The following is a 19,027-nucleotide window of genomic DNA, read 5'->3' on the forward strand; positions in this document are numbered from 1 at the left end:
ACTATGTCGATCCTGCAGGCGATCAGAATCTTTCTTTTTTACCTGCTGTTGGGCACCAGTTCGCTGCTTTGGTGCTCGCTGAGCTTCTTCGTTGCACCGTTCTTGCCGTTCGCCAAGCGCTACCGGTTCATCAACGTGTACTGGTGCCGCTGCGCGCTGTTCCTGGTGCGTACGATCCTGGGCATCGATTACAAGATCACCGGTGCCGAGAACGTACCCAAGGTGCCCTGCGTGATCTTGTCGAACCACCAGAGCACCTGGGAGACGTTCTTCCTGTCGGCCTATTTCTCGCCGCTGAGCCAGGTGCTCAAGCGCGAGCTGCTGTACGTGCCGTTCTTCGGCTGGGCCATGGCCATGCTGCGGCCGATCGCCATCGACCGCAAAAACCCCAAAGAGGCCCTGCGCCAGGTCGCCAGCCAAGGCGACGAGCTGCTCAAGCAGGGCACCTGGGTGCTGATCTTCCCCGAAGGCACCCGCGTGCCTCACGGCCAGATCGGCAAGTTCTCCCGCGGCGGCACCGCCCTGGCGGTGAACGCCGGCCTGCCGGTGCTGCCGATTGCCCACAACGCCGGCAAGTTCTGGCCGCGTGAAGGCTGGGGCAAGCGCTCGGGCACCATCGAGGTGGTGATCGGCGAGCCGATGTATGCAGTGGGCACCGGTCCACGCGCCATTGCCGAGCTCAACGACCGTGCCCAGGCCTGGAACGAAGCGGCTCAGCGGGCCATGGGTTCGCTGCCTCCGGTGGCCGAAAATCCGGAGCAGCAGCCGGCCTGACGATCTGTGGATAACTTGTTAGCAAGTTTTGCATGAGTCGTCTGAAATAGATGCTAAGTCATTGAATTAGCTATTTATTTCTCTGTATGACGTTTTTGCGAAAATCGTGCATAAGTTTTTTCGCGCTATAAAAAAACCGGCTTTTACGCCGGTTTTTTTGTGCCTGTTTGCAGAGTCGTGGGRGSGGGSKKGCCCCGCGATGGGGATCAGCCTGATAACGCCATCGCGGGGCAAGCCCGCTCCCACGCTACGTTCTTGGCATTCCTAAACCTTGTCGATATCCACATCCTTGGTTTCTTTGAGGCAGAAGATCCCCACCACCAGGCTCACCCCGGTGATCAATACCGGGTACCACAGCCCGTAGAAGATATCCCCGGTATACACCACCAACGCGAACGACACCGTCGGCAGGAAACCACCGAACCAGCCATTGCCGATGTGGTAGGGCAGGGACATCGAGGTGTAGCGGATGCGTGTAGGGAACAGCTCGACCATCACCGCCGCCAGTGGCCCGTAGGTCATGGTGGCGATCAGGATCATGGCGACGATCAGCACCACCACCATCACCTGGTTCACCTGGGCAGGATCGGCCTTGGCCGGGTAGCCGGCCGCCTCGATGGCGCTGCGCATGGCGGCTTCGTCGAAGCCGTTGATGGTCTTGTCGCCGATGCTCACCGACACGTCACTACCGGTCGCGTCAACCGAGCTGTAGGGCAGGCCTTGCTTGACCAGGAAGGTCTTGACCTTGTCGCACGGGCTGTCGAAACGTGCCTTGCCCACCGGGTCGAACTGGAAGGTGCAGCCCTGCGGGTTGGCATTCACCACGATCGGTGCCTGGCGGCTGGCGGCGTCGATCTGCGGGTTGGCGTAATGGCTCAGGGCCTTGAACATCGGGAAGTAGCACAAGGTAGCCAGCAGCAGGCCGAGCATCAGGATCGGCTTGCGCCCGACGCGGTCCGACAGCCAGCCGAAGAACACGAAGAACGGCGCGCCGATGATCACGCTGATGATCAACAGGGTGTTGGCTTGTGCCGGGTCCATCTTGAGCATCTGGGTCATGAAGAACAGCACGTAGAACTGTGCGGTATAGAAGGTCACTGCTTGACCGGCGTTGATGCTGAACAGCGCGGTCAGCACCACCTTGAGGTTGGGCCACGAGGTGAACGACTCACGGATCGGCGACTTGCTCACCTTGCCCTGGGCCTTCATTTTCACGAAGGCCGGCGACTCGTGCATGCTCATGCGGATCCAGGTGGAGATCGCCAGCAGGAAGATCGACAGCAGGAACGGCAGGCGCCAGCCCCAGGTCTCGAACTGATCGCCGCTGATGTAGCGGCTTGCCAGCACCACGGTCAGCGACAGCAGCAGGCCGAGGGTGGCGGTGGACTGGATGAAGCCGGTGTGGAAACCACGCTTGCCATGCGGTGCGTGCTCGGCCACATAGGTGGCGGCGCCGCCGTATTCACCGCCCAGGGCCAGGCCCTGGAGCATGCGCAGTATCACCAGGATGATCGGTGCGGCAATGCCGATGCTGGCGTAGGTGGGCAGCAGGCCGACCGCGAAGGTCGACAGGCCCATCAGCACGATGGTCACCAGGAAGGTGTACTTGCGCCCGATCATGTCACCGAGGCGGCCGAACACCAGGGCGCCGAACGGGCGCACCAGGAAGCCGGCGGCGAAGGCCATCAGGGCGAAGATGAAGGCGGTGGTGTCGTTGACCCCAGCGAAGAACTGCTTGCTGATGACCGCGGCCAGTGCGCCATAGAGAAAAAAGTCATACCACTCGAACACCGTCCCGAGGGATGACGCGAAGATGATCTTGCGTTCTTCACGACCGCTGGAGCTGCTCGCCGCCGCCCCCTGTTCCTGGATGTAATCCGACATCGTTGCTGTCCTCGGCCCGAGGGCCACAGTGATTATTCTTGTTGTTCCACTGCCGACGGCCTCCGACCACGCGCCGTCGCTGTTGCAAACACCCGGGTCAGGGCGTCGGTATCGCGCTGGAGTCGCTGAGGTTGGTCTGGGTACGGGCCCCCTTGAGGATCAGTTGCGCCGCCTTCTCGGCGATCATCAACGTAGGTGAACAGGTATTGCCGGAGACGATCTGCGGCATGATCGAAGCGTCGGCCACGCGCAGGCCGGGAATGCCGTGCACGCGCAGCTGGTTATCCACAACGTCCAGCGCGCCATTGCCCATGCGGCAGGTGCCCACCGGGTGGAAGATGGTGGTGCCGATCTGGCCGGCGGCCTGGTGCAGGTCTTCTTCACTCTGCAGGGCGGGGCCGGGCAGATATTCGCGGGGGGCAAAGGCGGCCAGGGCAGGGGCCTGGACGATGCGCCGGGTCATGCGAATGGCGTCTGCCGCCACCTGCAGGTCTTCGGGCGCACTGAGGTAGTTGGGGTCGATCAAGGGTGTGGCGTTCATGTCCGCCGAGCGGATATCGATACGCCCACGGCTGACCGGGCGCAGGTTGCACACCGAGGCGGTGAAGGCGGGGAAGCGATGCAGCGGCTCACCGAAGCGCTCCAGCGACAGGGGCTGCACGTGATATTGCAGGTTGGCGGTGGCCTGCTCCGGGCCCGAACGCACGAATGCCCCCAGCTGGCTCGGCGCCATGGCCAGCGGGCCGCTGCGGTCATAGGCGTAACGCAGGCCCATGCCCAGCTTGCCCCACAGGCTGTTGGCCATCTGGTTGAGGGTACGGGTGTTGTCGATCTGGTAGATCAGCCGCAGTTGCAGGTGGTCCTGCAGGTTGCCGCCGACGCCGGGCATGTCGTGCCGCACGCCGATGCCCAACCCTTCGAGCAGCTTGCGCGGGCCGATGCCCGAGCGCTGCAGAATGCCGGGGGAACCTACGGAGCCTGCGCAAAGAATGATCTCGCGCCGTGCGCCGAACTCATGCCACGCGCCTTGCCAACGCGCCTTCACCGCTCGGGCACGGGTGTTGTTGAGCAGCACCTGATCGACCTCGACACCGGTCAGGACGGTCAGGTTGGGCCGTTTGAGGATGGGTTTGAGGAAGGCTTTGGCCGAATTCCAGCGCACACCGCGGCGTTGGTTGACCTGAAAGTATCCACAGCCGGCGTTGTCGCCGGTGTTGAAGTCGTCGACCTTGGCGATGCCACTCTGTTCGGCGGCATCGCGGAAGGCATCGAGGATCGGCCAGCTGTAGCGCTGTTGCTCAACCCGCCATTCACCGTCGCCGCCATGACTGTCGCTGGCGCCAGCGAAGTGGTTTTCGCTTTGCTTGAACAGCGGCAGCACGTCCTTCCAGGCCCAGCCGTCGTTGCCTTGCTCGGCCCAACGGTCATAGTCGGCGGCCTGGCCGCGCATGTAGATCATGCCGTTGATCGAGGAACAGCCGCCGAGCACCTTGCCCCGTGGATAACCCAGGGCGCGGCCGTTCAGGCCGGGTTGGGCCTCGGTCTTGAAGCACCAGTCGGTGCGGGGGTTGCCGATGCAGTAGAGGTAACCGACAGGGATATGAATCCAGGGATAGTTGTCGCGGCCACCGGCTTCCAGCAGCAGGACGCGGCAGGCAGGATCGGCGGACAGACGGTTGGCCAGCAGGCAACCGGCGGGCCCGGCACCCACGACCACGTAGTCGTAGACAGAATCGGCTGATGGCATGTGCAACCTCGCGCCTGATTATTATTCTTGTCCCGGTCCATCTTATTGATTAATTTCGCCGAGGAAACACGAGATTTTGCGCAGCCGTTGTGCGTTTTAGCACAGCGTTTCGGCCCATCGCGGGGCAAGCCCGCTCCCACGCCCGCCCTGTGAGATCGGCGTGGGAGCGGGCTTGCCCCGCGATGAGGCCTCAGAATGCATGTACAAGGATGCTCGATGTTCGACTGGAACGATCTGCGGTTTTTCCTCGAGTTGCAGCGCAGCGGCCGGCTGCTGACCGCCGCCAAGCGCCTCAACACCACCCACAGCACCGTGGCCCGGCATATCGAGAGCATCGAGAAAAGCCTGGGCACGGCGCTGTTCGTCCAGCACGCCCAAGGCTACGACCTCACCCCCTCCGGCCAGGCACTGCTCAAGCACGCCGAGGCCATGGAGAACGTCGCCCTGCTGGCGCAGGAAGAAATCACCCAGGCCATCACGCCCCTGGGCAAGATTCGCCTGGGGGTCACCGAAGGCATCGGCATCATGTTCTTCACCCCGCGGATGAACGCGTTGTTCGAGCGCTACCCAGGGCTGGAAGTGGAGCTGGTGGCGGTGCCGCGCTTCGTCAGCATCCTCAACCGCGAGGCCGAGATCAGCATCCACCTGGAGCGCCCCAACGCCGACCTGCTGATCACCCGCAAGCTCACCGACTACCGCCTGGCGCTGTACGCCAGCCAAGCCTACCTGGACCGCGCTCCGCCATTACGCAACCGCGAAGACCTGGCCCGGCACAGCTGGATCGGTTACGTCGACGACCTGCTGTTCAGTCAGGAGCTGCTGTTCCTCAACAGCTTCTGCCGCACACCCAGCGTGGCGTTTCGCAGCACCAGCGTGATTGCCCAGCAGCACGCCGCCCAGGCCGGGCTGGGCATTGCCGTGCTGCCCAACTACATGGCCCGCCACGACCCGAAGCTGGTGCGGGTGCTGCCCAGCGAAACCATCCAGCGCAGCTACTGGATCTGCACCCGCCGCGAACTGCACAAGTCGGTGCGCCTGCGGGTGGTGTGGGATTACCTGCTGGCGCTGTGCGCCGCCGAGCAGGATGAGCTGCTAGCCGAGTAGCGCCTTGCCGGCCAGCAGCAGCGCGGCCACCCAGCCCGCCACGGCGAACAGCTGCTGCAGGCGTGGGCCGGCGATGCGGGCGGCGAGCGGCCGCGCCAGCAGCAGGCCGATGACCGCACCGATGGCGAAGGGCACCCCCACCTGCCAATGCATCACACCGGCCACGCTGGCGCTGACCACGCTACCGGTGGACACCAGGGCGATCACCGCCAGCGAGGTGGCGACGATGCTGGTCATGCGCAGGTTGGTGTAGCGGTTCAATGCCGGGATGATCACAAAACCACCGCCCACGCCCAGCAGGCCGGACAGCAACCCCGACATCAGCCCGGTAAAGGCCAGGGCCCGGGCGCAGGGCAGGGTCCAGCGCAAGCGGCCCTGCAAGGGGTTGAGCACGCAGGGCTCGATGAAACGATGGGCGTCATTGGCCTCGCCGCGCAGTTGCCTGGCCGCCTTGCGCCAGATGCGCAGGCAGGCGTAAACCAGCACCCCGGCGAACACCAGTGCCAAGGGTGTATTGGGCAATTGATGGGCGAGCATCAAACCAAAGGGCGCGGCGACGATGCCGATCAGGGCGATGAACAGGGCGGCGCGATAACGTACCAGGCCTTCGCGCAAGCCGAGCAGGGCGCCCACCGCCGCCGCCAGGCCAACGGCGAGCAGGCCGATCGGCGCCGCCTCGACCATGCTCAGGCCCAGGCCGAAGACCAGCAGCGGCACCGCGAGGATGCCGCCACCAGCGCCGGTCAGTGCCAGCACCGCGCCAATGATTGCGCCGAGCCCGGCGCCCAGCAGCTGATGTTCGATCACTGCTGCGCCTCGACCACCAGCGGCTGTGGCCGCGCCATCCATTCACGGCCCTTGAGCATGGCCTTCCAGTACAGCGGCGGCAGGATCTGCGCTTTCAACAGCCAGGCCAGTCGGGTCGGCTTGCGCCCGTCGAGCAACCAGCGCGGGAAGCTCGGCGCCAGCTTGCCGCCATAGGTGAACTCGGCAAGCACGATCTTGCCGCGCTCCACCGTCAGCGGGCAGGAACCATAGCCGTCGTATTGCGCCAGGGTCGGCAGGCGCCCAAGGGCCACCAGCACGTTGTTGGCCACCACCGGTGCCTGCTTGCGGGCGGCGGCGGCGGTCTTGGCGTTGGTGGTGTTGGCCACGTCGCCCAAGGCGTGGATATTGCCGAACTGGCGGTGGCGCAGGGTGTGCGGGTCGACATCCACCCAGCCAGCGGCATCGGCCAGCGGGCTCTGGCGGATGAAGTCCGGCGCCACTTGCGGCGGCACCACGTGCAGCATATCGAAGGCTTCGACGCGGGTTTCGCTGCTGCCATCGGGCAGGGTGCGAACGAAGGTGGCGCGCTTGTTCGGGCCATCTACCGCCGTCAGGCGATGCTGATAGTTGAGGTCGACGCCGTACTTGTCGATGTAGCTCATCAAGGCCGGCACGTAGTCCGGCACGCCGAACAGCACGGCGCCGGCGTTGAAGAAGCTGGCCCTGACATTGCCGAGCTGGCCATTGCGCAACCAGTGATCGCACGACAGGTACAGGGCCTTCTGCGGCGCACCCGCGCATTTGATCGGCATCGGCGGCTGGGTGAACAGGGCGCGGCCTTGCTTGAGCGTCTGCACCAGTTCCCAGGTGTAGGGCGCCAGGTCGTAGCGGTAGTTGGACGTGACACCGTTGCGCCCGAGTGTGTCGCTCAAGCCTTCGATGGCGCTCCAGTCGAGCTTGAGGCCCGGGCATACCACCAGCTGTTCGTAGCTGACGGCTCGACCACCTTCGAGCAGGACCAGTTGCCCATGGGGGTCGAAGCCTTCGACCCGCGCCTTGATCCAGCGCACCCCACGGGGCAGGGTGGCGGCCATGGTCTGGGCGGTGCTCGGGGCCTTGAACACACCGGCGCCGACCATGGTCCAGCCAGGCTGGTAGTAGTGCACATCGGCGGGGTCGATCAGGCCGATATCCAGTGACGGGTCGCGGGCGAGCAAGCTCGAGGCGGTGGCGATTCCGGCGGCGCCGGCACCGACGATCACCACTTTATGGTGGTCGGCAGGGGATGAGTCGGCAGGGGACAGCAAGGCAGGCATGGCGGTGTTCCTTTGAATCTCGTTATGTAGGTGCTGCGCTTTACAGTTTGTTCAGCGGGATCTTCAGGTAGCTCACGCCGTTCTCCTCGGGCTCGGGATACTGGCCGCTGCGCATGTTGATCTGTACCGATGGCAGGATCAGCACGGGCATGTCGAGGGTCTTGTCGCGGGCTTCGCGCATCGCCACGAAGCTGTCCTGGCTGACGCCTTCATGAATATGAATGTTGTCGGCACGTTGCTCGGCCACCGTGGTGACGTAGCGCAGCTCACGGCCGCCCGGCAGGTAGTCGTGGCACATGAACAACTGCGTCTGGTCGGGGAAGGCCAGCAGCCGACGGATCGACTGGTACAAGGTTGTCGCGCTGGCGCCGGGGAAGTCGCAACGGGCAGTACCGTAGTCGGGCGTGAACAGAGTGTCGCCAACGAACACAGCGGTCTCGCCGGCATCCTGGACCATGTAGCTCATGCAGGCCGGCGTATGCCCGGGGGTGTGCAGGGCGCGGGCATGCAGGTTGCCGATACGGAAGCCTTCCTCATCGACGAACAGTACATCGAACTGGCTGCCGTCGCGGGCGAACCCGGGCTCGGCGTTGAACAGGGTGCCGAACACTTTCTGCACCTGGGTGATCAGTGCGCCGATGCCGGTATGGCCGCCGAGTTTTTCCTTGAGGTAGGCCGCTGCGGACAGGTGGTCGGCATGCACATGGGTTTCCAGGATCCACTGAACCTTGGCGCCCAACTCATTCACGCGGGCAATCAGTTGGTCCGCAGAAGCCGTGCAGGTACGTCCGGACTTGGGGTCGTAGTCGAGCACGCTGTCGATCAAGGCGCACTGACGCGTCTCAGCGTCCATCACCAGGTAACTGATGGTCGAGGTGGTCTTGTCGAAGAATGCTTCAACATGAAGGTTGTTGCCGATGATCATTGCGCTCTCCAGTTATCCACCGTGCCTCCTTGAAGGCTTAGGCAGTGAACGATGCTTTATCAAGATGCATGCCATGCCTTTCTGATGGGCGCGGCGCCCCGTAAATGTGGCATTGCGTCAGGGTAGCCTGCAGGTCAGCGCGCTGCCGCACCGCCAAAGGTGACAGTTGCTGGCAGTCGACTGTCAGCCAATGGCAGTGATTGGCAGTCCTTGCTACGCTCGGCGGGTCTTTCATCTGGTGCTGTCATGCTTGCCGCTTCCCATCCCGCGATTCTCGCGCTGGTGTCCTACCTCGAACACGATGTGCTCCCCAGCATCATCCTGGACACCGACTACAACATCCTTGCCGCCAATGCTGCTTACCGCCGTCAGTTCGGCAGCGACGGTCATGCGCCTGTGGGCGAGAAATGCCACCGGGTCTCGCACCACTATGCAGTGCCTTGCGACCAGGCCGGCGAGCACTGTCCGCTGCGCAAATCGCTGGACAGCAAAGTCCCCGAGCGTGTGCTGCATATTCATCACACACCTCGCGGCCCCGAGCATGTAGATGTGGAACTGCGGCCAATCCTCGATGAGCAGGGAAGGGTGGTGGCCTTCGTCGAGCGACTGACCAGCGTCACCCTGGCATCGGCGCAACCTCAGGAGCAGGGTTTGGTGGGGCGTGCAGCGGCGTTCAAAGCGGCCGTCGCCAGCCTGCAACGGGCGGCACCGGCGCAGATTCCGGTATTGCTGCAGGGTGAGTCCGGTACCGGCAAGGAGCTGTTCGCCCGCGCGTTGCACCTGGGAAGCCCCCGAGCCAACGGGCCGCTGGTAGTGGTGGACTGTACGGGTTTGACCGAGTCTTTGTTCGAGAGCGAGTTGTTCGGCTATGAGAAGGGCGCCTTCACAGGCGCGACTCAGCGCAAGATCGGCCTGGCTGAGGTGGCCCATGGCGGCACCCTGTTCCTTGACGAAATAGGCGAAGTGCCGCTGGCCATGCAGGTGAAGCTGTTGCGGTTGATCGAGTCCGGCAGTTTCCGTCCAGTCGGCAGCACGCGCACGGTTCATTCGGATTTTCGTTTGGTCTCGGCAACCCACAAGCCACTCAAGGAAATGGCTGCTGATGGCACATTCCGGGAAGACCTGTACTACCGCATCAGTGGTTTCCCGATACGGTTACCGGCCTTGCGTGAGCGGGCTGAAGACTTGCCTTTGCTCTGTGAAAGCCTGTTGCAAAGGATGGCGGGCAAGCAGTCTCCCAAGGTGACCGATGAAGCACTCGAACGACTCAGCCTGCATAGCTTCCCCGGTAATATTCGCGAGCTGCGAAATATTCTGGAACGGGCTCGCCTGTTTGCCGATGACGGCCTGATCCGCCCCGAGCATCTTCCCGAGGGCATCCATCCGGTGGTTGATCACAAGGCTTTGCGTGGTCGCAAAGAACATGAAATGCCGCAGTTGGCCCATGCGCTGGAAACCTTCAGGGGGTCTCGAAGCGAACTAGCCGCGTATCTGGGCATGAGCGAACGTACGCTTTATCGGCGTCTCAAAGCCTTGGGACTTTGAAGCGTTCCACGTGGAACACTCATCAGACTGCGCCTCAGCGCACTCGCTCGGCAGTTTGGCCCGAGCGAGTGCAACTCCTGTAAAAGGTTAAAGACGCCTCGCCGGCGAAACTGAATTAAAGCGTCAGCGTGCCTACGATCAAGGTGATGCTCAGGGTGGAAACCAGCGTGGTCCAAGTGATCATGGATGCCATGGCCGGCGCGTCTCCGCCCATCTGCCTTGCCAAGATGTAAGCGTTACCGGCACAGGGAACACAGGCATAAAGCAGCGCCACATTGGCAGCCACACCCGAAGCGCCCATTGCCAGCAATAGCCCGAACGTGATGATTGGCATCAGCATCAACTTTAGACCGACCACATAAACAGTGGCCAGCACACGGTTAGCCTGCAGATTGAACATCAACCCAGCGCCTACCGACATGAGACTCAACGGCGTCGCAGCGCCGGCGAGGTAGGTCATGAACTGCTCGATAGCGCCGCCGAAACTTAGGCCCAGGCCGTTCATTAGCAATCCAAGTATTGCTGCGATGATCAGCGGATTCTTTGCCAACGCGCCAAACATGCCGGCCAGTGATTTCCTGCCGGTATCTCCGAAGTGGTTCAGGACCAGCACACTCATGACATTGGTCAGCACAATCAGGTAAGCGACAAACACTCCAGAGAGTGCTACGCCTTCCACCCCATAGAGGGAATGAGCCAAGGCAATGAACACGTAGGAGTTGTAGCGAACCCCTCCCTGGAAGATCGAGGTGAACAGATCGTTCCTGGTTTTGACGAAAACCCGCCCGAGGAAGATCAGAGTGCCAACAGCCAGCGTCGCCATCATGGTGGCGGCAATGGCCACTGAGGTTTCACCACCGGCAAAATCTGCCCTGCTGACATCCAGTATCAACAAGGCAGGGAAGAACAGGTAATAGACCAACTTGTCCACATACTTCCACCAGCCATCGTCAGTCAGGACCCAGCGCTTGCTGGCATGGCCGACCACAATGAGCAGGAAGATTGGCAGTATCGCGAAGAGGCTGTTGATCATAGTGCTTGGGCTCGTGGCATGAATACTCGAGACTTGACCATTTCCAGCCGACGGTGGCTCCAGAGACTTTTGCTGACAAAGACCCGCTGTACCCAACGTAACGGGTTGGACAAGGCATCCAAAGTCGGTTCGAAGCTATCGCGCGCATGTAGTGTGAAACGGTTGTCGATGTACAGTAGCCGCCCTGGCATGATGTCCAATCCCACCGATACCTGCCTGATCGCCTCACAGAACCGCGCCATCGCATCAGCTGCCGGTTTGCTTAAGACCTCGACCATGTCTGGGTAAAACACTGCGCTGATCTCGGGGAAGTCCAGATCGCCACTTAGCATCGGAACCGGCTCGGTAGCCAATTCGCCTTGGGTTCGCCAGCGATGGGGTACCTTGATTCGATACAACGGCTGACGCAAGCACTCTACCTCGGACTCTTCGAGCAATCCGAGCGCATCACGTGCATCGGCAAGACGCGTCAGCGGCCCGGCCGGGTCGTGGCGAACACCGGCCAATAGCAATCCAAGCGGAGAGAAACTGGCGTTGTCCATGTACTTCAGCGCTGCGTTCTCAATATGAAAATTGAGCTCGACCTCAGACCCCAAGCCCGTGTACTCGCGTTTGGCTGAAGGGCTGGGGATAAGGTTATTGACGATGTCAGCCCCTTCAAACTGAATCGAGTAGGGCTCACCGATCAGAGAAGCAAACGCCATGATCAGATTTTCACTCAGCGTGCCGCTCTTGGCCGCGGGAGTGAATACCCCGGGGTCTGGGGTCGTGAAAACCGCCTCGTCGGTCGGCAGGTTTTCGAATATCAGATAGGGTTTCGGTCGCAGCGAAGCACGTTGGTTGGCCAGCACATCAATCACCCTGCGGGGCAGGTGTGAAGCCGCCATGATGCGCAGATCGGTGATGTAGTTCTGCCCGCCCTGGGGATCATAATTGACCTTGCCAAGACCGCTGGCCAGTTGATTGCGTTCACTATCGGTCAGTGGGTATACACAGGTGCTATCCATCTTGCTTAGTCCTCATTCGCTAATATTTGCGTCCAGGCTGACGCCCTGACTCTTGTGCAGAATGTATGAACTGGCGGGCGCAGGATGTAGGAGGAAGCAAGCAGCAGGGAAGCTGAGAGGGATCAGAGCCGTAGGATCTGTTCCACGTGGAACGAAAAAGGCCAACCCAAATGGGTTGGCCTTTGCGGATATAGCGCAGTCGGGCTGGGTTAGAAGTCCAGGTTGGACACCGACAGCGCGTTGCTCTCAATGAACTCACGGCGCGGTTCGACCGCATCACCCATCAAGGTGTTGAACAGCTGGTCTGCGGCGATCGCATCTTCAATGGTGACCTTCAGCATGCGGCGCACGGTCGGGTCCATAGTGGTTTCCCACAGCTGGTCCGGGTTCATCTCACCCAGCCCTTTGTATCGCTGGATGGTGTGGCGCTTGGTGCTTTCGTTCATCAGCCAGTCGAGCGCTTCCTTGAACTCGGTGACCGACTTGCGACGTTCGCCACGCTTGACGTAGGCACCCTCACCCAACAAGGTACCGAGGTTTTCGCCGAGAGCGACGACGCTGCGGTAGTCATTGCTGCCGAAGAAATCACGGTTGAAGGTCACGTAGCTGGCCAGGCCGTGGGAGGTGGTTTCCACCACGGGCAGCCAGATATTACGTTCCTTGTCTTCGTGCAAGGCAGCCTTGTACACCAGACCGGAACGCTGGCTGTTGTCCAGGCGCAGTTGGAATGCTTTCAGCCACTCGTCCATCTGTGCCTTGTCAGCCAGTTGCTCGAGGGTGACTTTCGGCAGGTAGATGAAGTGCTCGGTCAGCTCTTCCGGGTACAGGCGCGACAGGCGCTTGAGTGTCTTCATCACGGCGCGGAATTCGTTCACCAGCGCTTCGAGCTGTACGCCCGAAACGGCAGGTGCCGACTCGTCCAGGTGCAGGCTGGCATCTTCCAGGGCCGACTGGGTCATGTACTCTTCCATGGCCTCGTCGTCCTTGATGTACTGCTCCTGCTTGCCCTTCTTGACCTTGTACAGCGGCGGCTGGGCGATATAGATGTAGCCGCGCTCGACCAGCTCCGGCAGCTGACGGAAGAAGAAGGTCAGCAGCAGGGTACGGATGTGCGAACCGTCGACGTCAGCATCGGTCATGATGATGATGTTGTGATAACGCAGCTTGTCGATGTTGTACTCTTCGCGGCCGATGCCACAGCCCAGGGCGGTGATCAAGGTACCGACTTCCTGCGACGAGATCATCTTGTCGAAGCGGGCTTTCTCGACGTTGAGGATCTTGCCCTTGAGCGGCAGGATCGCCTGGGTGCGACGGTTGCGGCCTTGCTTGGCCGAACCACCTGCGGAGTCACCCTCCACCAGGTACAGTTCGGAGAGGGCAGGGTCCTTCTCCTGGCAGTCGGCCAGTTTGCCCGGCAGGCCGGCGATGTCCAGCGCGCCTTTGCGGCGGGTCATCTCACGGGCCTTGCGCGCGGCTTCACGGGCACGGGCAGCGTCGATCATCTTGCCGACAACGGCCTTGGCTTCGTTGGGGTTTTCCAACAGGAAGTCGGCGAAGTACTTGTTCATCTCCTGCTCCACGGCGGTTTTCACCTCCGAGGAAACCAGCTTGTCCTTGGTCTGCGAGCTGAACTTGGGGTCCGGCACCTTGACCGAGATGATCGCGGTCAGGCCTTCGCGGGCGTCGTCACCGGTGGTGGCGACCTTGTTCTTCTTGGCCAGGCCTTCCTGCTCGATGTAGCTGTTGAGGCTACGGGTGAGCGAGGAACGGAAGCCGACCAGGTGGGTACCACCATCGCGCTGCGGGATGTTGTTGGTGAAGCACAGCAGGTTTTCGTTGAAGCTGTCGTTCCACTGCAGGGCGACTTCGACACCGACACCATCGTCACGCTGGACGTTGAAGTGGAAGACCTGGGAGTTGACCGGGGTCTTGTTGGTGTTCAGGTACTCGACGAATGCGCGCAGGCCGCCTTCGTATTTGAAGAACTCTTCCTTGCCGCTGCGTTCATCCTTGAGCAGGATGCCAACGCCGGAGTTCAGGAAGGACAGTTCGCGGATACGCTTGGCGAGGATGTCCCAGCTGAAGTGGATGTTCTTGAAGGTTTCAGCCGAAGGCTTGAAGTGGATGTGGGTACCGGTGGTTTCGCTTTCACCGACAATGGCCATCGGTGCCTGTGGCACGCCATGAACATAGGTCTGTTCCCAGATCTTGCCGCTACGGCGAACGGTGAGCACCAGCTTCTCGGACAGGGCGTTCACCACCGAAACACCGACACCGTGCAGACCGCCGGAAACTTTGTAGGAGTTGTCGTCGAACTTACCGCCGGCGTGCAGCACGGTCATGATGACTTCGGCTGCCGACACACCTTCTTCTTTATGCACGTCGACCGGGATACCACGGCCGTTGTCGCGGACACTGATGGATTCGTCGGTGTGAATGATGACGGTGATGTCATCGCAATGCCCGGCCAGGGCTTCGTCGATGGAGTTGTCGACCACCTCGAACACCATGTGGTGCAGGCCGCTGCCGTCATCGGTGTCGCCAATGTACATGCCGGGACGCTTGCGTACGGCATCCAGCCCTTTCAGCACTTTAATGCTGGAGGAGTCGTACGTTTGATTTTCGCTCATGCCTTCACTCCCGATGGTCGTGGGTCTGGGTGATACGGCCCTGTTCCACGTGGAACAAAGCGACTGGCGTTTCCGTTTGCCAGCCTTCCCTCAGAAATTCGTGGTCTACACAGGTGATGAACACCTGGCAGTTCAATTCTTCAAGCAAGCGGCACAGGGCGCGGCGGTGCTGCTCGTCCAGTTCGGACGGCAAGTCATCAACCAGATAAATACACTGACCACGACGAACCTGGCTGACCAGATGGCCCTGGGCAATTCGCAGGGCACAGACAACCAGCTTCTGCTGCCCGCGCGAAAGGATGTCGGCCGCGTTGTTTGCACCCAATCGCAGGCGCAGATCAGCACGCTGTGGCCCGGCCTGGGTATGGCCCATCTGCTGATCACGAAGGAGAGAGGTAGCGAGGACTTCGTTGAGTTCCCGGTCCTTGTCCCAGCCTCGGTAGTAGCTCAGGGTCAACCCTTCCAGCTCGACCAGTTCGCTCAGGGTTCGCTCGAAGACGGGCTTCAAGGCCTTGATATAGTTGCGACGGTATTCATCTATCTCCGCACTGGCGAGACACAACTCCCGATCCCAGGCGGCTTGCGAAACGGCGTCAAGTGTACCATGCCGCAGCCATGAGTTCCGCTGCCGCAGGGCCTTCTGCAGGCGTTGCCAGGTGGCCATGAAGCGTGGTTCCACGTGGAACACGCCCCAATCGAGGAACTGCCGGCGTACCTTGGGCGCACCTTCGAGCAACCTGAAACTGTCGGGGTTGATCAACTGCAGGGGCAGCATTTCGGCGAGCTGCGCAGCACTGCGTGCGTTCTGCCCGTCAATACGGATGGTGAAATCACCTTGGCGTTCACGCGAAACGCCCAGGTTGCTTGTGCCACCTTCAGCCAGTTCTACCTGGCCAAAGACCGTGCAGGTGGGCTGTTCGTATTGAATGACCGGGTTCAACCGCGTGCTGCGGAACGAGCGCGCCAGCCCAAGCAAGTGCACGGCTTCGAGCACGCTGGTTTTGCCGCTGCCATTGTCGCCGTACAGGATGTTGATGCGGGGGGAGAGTGAGAGGGTCACCGGGTGCAGGTTGCGCACCGCGGTGACCGAAAGCCGTAGAAGGGACATTTCGCCTGCTACGGGTTACAGACGCATCGGCATGACAACGTAGGACGAGTCATCATTGCCGGCTTCCTGTACCAGGGCGCTGCTGTTGGAGTCCGACAGAATCAGGCGCACCTGCTCAGTGGTCATGACACCCAGCACGTCCAGCAGGTAGCTGACGTTGAAACCGATCTCCAACGAGCTGCCGTTGTAGTCGACGCTGATCTCTTCTTCCGCTTCTTCCTGCTCAGGGTTGTTGGCCTGGATCTTCAACTGGCCAGCCGCCAGTTGCAGGCGAATACCACGGTACTTCTCGTTCGACAGGATCGCGGTACGGCTGAACGCTTCACGCAGCGCCTGACGATCGCCGACCACCAGCTTGTCGCCGCCTTTTGGCAGCACGCGCTCGTAGTCCGGGAACTTGCCGTCGACCAGCTTGGAGGTGAAGGTGAACTCACCGGTGGTAGCGCGGATATGGTGCTGGCCAAGGACGATGCTGACCATGCCTTCCGGGTCGGTGAGCAGGCGCGCCAGCTCAAGGATACCTTTGCGCGGCACGATGACCTGGTGACGTTCGGCCTGGCCGATCGGTGCCTGCATGGCGCACAAGGCCAGGCGGTGGCCATCGGTAGCTACCGCGCGCAGGGTGTCGGTCGACACTTCCAGCAGCATGCCGTTGAGGTAATAGCGCACATCCTGCTGGGCCATGGCGAAGCTGGTGCGCTCGATGAGGCGGCGCAGCTTGCTCTGTTCCAGGTTGCAGGTCAGCGAACCCGGGCCTTCTTCCACGGTCGGGAAGTCATTGGCGGGCAGGGTGGACAGGGTGAAGCGGCTGCGGCCGGCCTTGACCAGCAGTTTCTGCTCGTCGACCTTGATGTCGATCAGCGCATCGCTGGGCAAGCTCTTGCAGATGTCCATCAGCTTGCGCGCCGGGACAGTGATCTCGCCCGGCTCGGCAGGCTCTTCCAGCTGAACGCGGCCAACCAGTTCGACTTCCAGGTCGGTACCGGTCAACGACAGCTGCTGGCCTTGTACCACCAGCAGGACGTTGGACAGGACCGGCAAGGTCTGGCGGCGCTCGACGACGCCTGCGACCAGTTGCAGGGGTTTCAACAGGGCTTCGCGTTGAATGGTGAAATGCATGGTCTAGTCCCTTGCCTTCAATTAGCTACGCAGACGGCCATCAGGTCGTCAGTGTGCGCAGCAGGTTCTTGTAGTCCTCGCGGATGTCCGCGTCGGATTCCTTCAATTCGTTGATCTTGCGGCAGGCGTGCAGCACGGTGGTATGGTCGCGGCCGCCAAACATGTCGCCGATTTCCGGCAAGCTGTGGTTGGTCAGCTCTTTCGACAGGGCCATGGCCACCTGGCGCGGGCGCGCTACCGAGCGCGAACGGCGCTTGGACAGCAGATCGGAGATTTTGATCTTGTAGTACTCGGCCACGGTGCGTTGGATGTTATCCACACTCACCAGTTTGTCCTGCAGCGCCAGCAGATCCTTGAGCGATTCACGAATCAGCTCGATGGTGATATCGCGGCCCATGAAGTGCGAGTGAGCGATCACCCGCTTCAAGGCACCTTCGAGTTCACGTACGTTGGAACGGATGCGTTGGGCGATGAAGAACGCGGCATCGTGCGGCAGCTCGACCTTGGCCTGGTCGGCCTTCTTCATCAGGATCGCCACGCGGGTTTCCAGCTCCGGTGGCTCGACAGCCACCGTCAGGCCCCAACCGAAGCGCGACTTCAGGCGCTCTTCCAGGCCTTCGATCTCTTTCGGGTAGCGGTCGCTGGTGAGAATCACCTGCTGACCGCCCTCGAGCAGGGCGTTGAAGGTGTGGAAAAACTCTTCCTGCGAACGCTCCTTGCGGGCAAAGAACTGGATATCGTCGATCAGCAGCGCATCGACCGAGCGGTAGAAGCGCTTGAATTCGTTGATCGCATTCAGTTGCAGGGCCTTGACCATGTCGGCGACGAAGCGCTCGGAATGCAGGTAGACGACCTTGGCATTCGGGTTCTTCTTCAGCAGGTGGTTACCCACAGCATGCATCAAGTGCGTTTTACCCAGGCCGACACCGCCATACAGGAACAGTGGGTTGTAGCCGTGCTTGGGGTTGTCCGCGACCTGCCAGGCAGCCGCACGGGCCAACTGGTTCGACTTACCTTCCACGAAGGTTTCGAAGGTGAAGGTGCGGTTCAGGTAGCTGGTGTGCTTGAGCGCGCCTTCGACCTGCACCGTACGTTGCTCGGTGCGACCGGTTGCAGCGGGTGCCGAGCTGGGCTCGGCCATGCTGTCGAAGCTGTTGCGCGAAGCGGACTCTTCGATGTCGCTGGTAACCGGCTCGGCCACCGGCGCCATGACCGGCTCGCTCGGCAGCACGATCGGTGCGGCAGGCTGAACCTGAGCCTGCTGGGCCAAGGTTGCGGCGACGGCGGCGCTTACCGGCGCGTTCGGGGCAGCCCGCGCAGCAGAACTGCGACGGCTACCTATTAATAAGGAAAGCGCCGGCGCAATGCCGTTGCCGTTTTCGCCCAACAGCTCGAGCAGACGACCCAGGTACTTTTCATTGACCCAATCGAGCACGAAGCGGTTGGGCGCGTAGACGCGCAACTCGTCGCCTTCGGCTTCGACCTGTAGCGGACGGATCCAGGTGTTGAATTGCTGGGCAGGCAGTTCATCGCGCAGAAGCTCCACGCACTGCTGCCAAAGTTCCACTGACACGGATATCCCCTGAGTTGAAAGCCGGATGAGGCAAAACAAACCGCCATTGTACCGGGCGGGCGGTCAGTTATCCACATATGAGGCCGTGTGCAGACCCGGTGATCAAGCCAAAATCCGACCAAAACATCACCTTGCGGTGTGAATAAGCCCTGTGGATAACGCCGCATGAGGGCTATGCACAACCCTGAGTCTCGACCTGTGGATAATTCACCTGTGGATAAATAGCGTTTTGCTGCACAGGTTTTACGCAGGCCCGGCACAGAGAAGGCACCTGTTACCGACAAGGTTTAAAATCTCTGTACAGCTTGCAGATATTGGGCTGCGTCGTGTTATCCACAGAAGGTTATCCACTTAAGATCTATAAGTTCTTCAGAAAAGCTTTTTATATGCCTTTCTTATTTTTTTCATTTTGAGCGTTGGTATGCAGCCCCTTCCTTGGCCAAGCCTGACCGCTGACCACTGGGCGCCCTTCATAAGGAATGGCTGGTTGGAAA

The 19,027-nt window shown here is 61.2% G+C and carries 14 protein-coding genes; 3 read left to right on the forward strand and 11 right to left on the reverse strand.

Annotated elements, in window-relative coordinates:
* The first annotated feature begins 3 nt into the window (after positions 1-3).
* On the forward strand, positions 4-774 hold the full coding sequence (locus RTH46_RS00510; protein WP_110994071.1) for a lysophospholipid acyltransferase family protein: 771 nt from the start codon (positions 4-6) through the stop codon (positions 772-774).
* Positions 775-1,038: 264 nt separating this feature from the next.
* On the opposite strand, the gene RTH46_RS00515 is transcribed toward RTH46_RS00510, so the two are convergent.
* Positions 1,039-2,658, reverse strand: coding sequence for an MFS transporter (locus tag RTH46_RS00515; RefSeq protein WP_110994070.1), 1,620 nt, complete (start codon positions 2,656-2,658; stop codon positions 1,039-1,041).
* A 97-nt stretch (positions 2,659-2,755) separates the two neighbouring features.
* Positions 2,756-4,405 carry a GMC family oxidoreductase gene (locus RTH46_RS00520; RefSeq protein ID WP_316904830.1) on the reverse strand — a complete coding sequence of 550 codons (1,650 nt, stop codon included), beginning with the start codon at positions 4,403-4,405 and terminating at the stop codon, positions 2,756-2,758.
* A 216-nt stretch (positions 4,406-4,621) separates the two neighbouring features.
* Here RTH46_RS00520 and RTH46_RS00525 point away from each other — a divergent pair, with 216 nt between their 5' ends.
* Positions 4,622-5,509 carry a LysR family transcriptional regulator gene (locus tag RTH46_RS00525; protein WP_153786817.1) on the forward strand — a complete coding sequence of 296 codons (888 nt, stop codon included), beginning with the start codon at positions 4,622-4,624 and terminating at the stop codon, positions 5,507-5,509.
* Here the strand turns inward: RTH46_RS00525 and RTH46_RS00530 are convergent.
* The 3 genes from RTH46_RS00530 to RTH46_RS00540 are packed head-to-tail and all read right to left on the reverse strand — an operon-like array spanning position 5,498 to position 8,518.
* On the reverse strand, positions 5,498-6,316 hold the full coding sequence (locus RTH46_RS00530) for a sulfite exporter TauE/SafE family protein (RefSeq protein WP_153786816.1): 819 nt from the start codon (positions 6,314-6,316) through the stop codon (positions 5,498-5,500). The genes RTH46_RS00525 and RTH46_RS00530 overlap by 12 nt on opposite strands.
* Positions 6,313-7,593 (reverse strand): FAD/NAD(P)-binding oxidoreductase, encoded by a 1,281-nt coding sequence (locus RTH46_RS00535; protein WP_316904831.1) that lies wholly within the window; start codon positions 7,591-7,593, stop codon positions 6,313-6,315. Before RTH46_RS00535 ends, RTH46_RS00530 begins: the two co-directional genes overlap by 4 nt.
* Positions 7,594-7,633: 40 nt before the next feature.
* Positions 7,634-8,518: an MBL fold metallo-hydrolase gene (locus RTH46_RS00540; protein WP_153786814.1), complete on the reverse strand. Its 885-nt coding sequence runs from the start codon at positions 8,516-8,518 to the stop codon at positions 7,634-7,636.
* A gap of 246 nt (positions 8,519-8,764) precedes the next feature.
* Here RTH46_RS00540 and RTH46_RS00545 point away from each other — a divergent pair, with 246 nt between their 5' ends.
* Complete coding sequence (locus RTH46_RS00545; protein ID WP_316904832.1) at positions 8,765-10,063, forward strand: sigma-54-dependent Fis family transcriptional regulator; 1,299 nt, start codon at positions 8,765-8,767, stop codon at positions 10,061-10,063.
* 115 nt (positions 10,064-10,178) lie between these two features.
* Here the strand turns inward: RTH46_RS00545 and RTH46_RS00550 are convergent, their stop codons facing one another.
* From RTH46_RS00550 to dnaA, 6 genes are all read right to left on the reverse strand, one after another.
* The gene (locus tag RTH46_RS00550; protein ID WP_153786812.1) at positions 10,179-11,096 is read right to left on the reverse strand and encodes an AEC family transporter; all 918 of its coding nucleotides are present in this window, start codon (positions 11,094-11,096) and stop codon (positions 10,179-10,181) included.
* Positions 11,093-12,103, reverse strand: coding sequence for a TauD/TfdA family dioxygenase (locus RTH46_RS00555; RefSeq protein ID WP_153786811.1), 1,011 nt, complete (start codon positions 12,101-12,103; stop codon positions 11,093-11,095). The genes RTH46_RS00550 and RTH46_RS00555 overlap by 4 nt, the downstream gene beginning before the upstream one ends.
* A gap of 209 nt (positions 12,104-12,312) precedes the next feature.
* Positions 12,313-14,733: a DNA topoisomerase (ATP-hydrolyzing) subunit B gene (gene gyrB, locus RTH46_RS00560; protein ID WP_153786810.1), complete on the reverse strand. Its 2,421-nt coding sequence runs from the start codon at positions 14,731-14,733 to the stop codon at positions 12,313-12,315.
* 4 nt (positions 14,734-14,737) lie between these two features.
* A complete protein-coding gene (gene recF, locus RTH46_RS00565; protein WP_316904833.1) occupies positions 14,738-15,841 on the reverse strand; it encodes a DNA replication/repair protein RecF in 1,104 nt (367 codons plus the stop codon).
* 15 nt (positions 15,842-15,856) lie between these two features.
* Positions 15,857-16,960: a DNA polymerase III subunit beta gene (gene dnaN, locus RTH46_RS00570; RefSeq protein WP_153786809.1), complete on the reverse strand. Its 1,104-nt coding sequence runs from the start codon at positions 16,958-16,960 to the stop codon at positions 15,857-15,859.
* Positions 16,961-17,000: 40 nt separating this feature from the next.
* Positions 17,001-18,533 carry a chromosomal replication initiator protein DnaA gene (gene dnaA, locus RTH46_RS00575; RefSeq protein ID WP_316904834.1) on the reverse strand — a complete coding sequence of 511 codons (1,533 nt, stop codon included), beginning with the start codon at positions 18,531-18,533 and terminating at the stop codon, positions 17,001-17,003.
* Positions 18,534-19,027: the final 494 nt, after the last annotated feature.

Origin of the sequence: Pseudomonas sp. zfem004, from assembly GCF_032621715.1 — a bacterium.
In the GTDB taxonomy this organism is placed as follows: Bacteria; Pseudomonadota; Gammaproteobacteria; order Pseudomonadales; family Pseudomonadaceae; genus Aquipseudomonas; species Aquipseudomonas sichuanensis.